Annotated in this window: 1 protein-coding gene and 1 pseudogene; both read right to left on the bottom strand. The window is 49.2% G+C overall.

Translation table 11 applies throughout. The features are described 5' to 3' along the window. A pseudogene (locus P5683_RS25310) lies at positions 1-562 on the bottom strand (hypothetical protein); the annotation flags it as partial. Between the two features lie 83 nt (positions 563-645). After that, positions 646-873 (bottom strand): hypothetical protein, encoded by a 228-nt coding sequence (locus P5683_RS25305; protein ID WP_192808267.1) that lies wholly within the window; start codon positions 871-873, stop codon positions 646-648. Positions 874-970 lie beyond the last annotated feature (97 nt).

Genomic DNA, 970 nt, shown 5'->3' with positions numbered 1-970 from the left:
ACCCGGTAGCCAAATCCCACAGTTTCAGGGTTTTATCGAATGATGCGGAAACCGCTTGTTTCCCGTCCGGGGTAATGGCTACTGCACTTACCCCGCTACTATGCCCGGTGAGGGTGCGAATCAGTGGCCCCCCTGGAGGAGTAAAGTTAGTAGTGAGGGGACGAAACCAGGGTTTTTTCTGGGCTTGTTTCGCCTGTTCCAGTAAAGCCACAATCTCTGGATTCTCAAAGGATAACAACCGCCCCCAAAGCTGCTCCGCCAGTTGGGTTGTATCCGAGGCTAAAATATGAGTCGATAGCCGCAATGTCCCCGCGATTAATTGCAGGGTTTCCGTCTGTTCCGGGTTCAGCAAGACATCCGAACTCATCGCCAAATTGTAATCTTCTATTAACGCTTGCACCCCGCACTCCGCCAGTTTTGCCTGCATAAAGTCAAAATCCGTCAGCAATTGGTGCAGCCGTGCAGTTTTGGAGGCACGCCACAAACTTCCGGGCAAGGTTTCTAACAGCCACCGTCCGTCTTCTCTCGGTATTTTAGCTAATCGGTCTTTGAGTTCACCCATTGTTCAACTTAGGACTGGTAAGGTTAACCAAGGTTAGAGGAATTATCCCCCCAACTTCTGGAAAAAAGACGAGCTTTTTGGGGTTAATCCTGACCATAAAGCATTTCCCATGATTTATCCGCAATTTGCTCTTGTATCGGTGCCACCCAAGATTCAACCTCCTCCACGATATCCTGACGATAGAGGAAATCGTTAAAGCTCTTGTGGTAAATACTGTACAGTGGTTTTTCACCCGGTTTCCTTTGAATGCGGAGAAACTGCGACCACTCATCGAGTATCCCCTGCACCGTCAGCGAAATTTCTCCCGCCAATTGCGACAGTAACCGACAAGAAATCGGCTTAGTTTATAGTAAGTTGGCAGGTGCGATCGCTTTACACAACAGACTCGGACTCTAGTAGGTTGGCAGG

The organism is Limnospira sp. PMC 1279.21 (assembly GCF_032349615.1).
GTDB classification, from domain to species: Bacteria; Cyanobacteriota; Cyanobacteriia; order Cyanobacteriales; family Microcoleaceae; genus Limnospira; species Limnospira fusiformis.
Note: the sequence above shows the minus strand (reverse complement) of the source record. Positions and strands in the feature narration are given on the sequence as shown.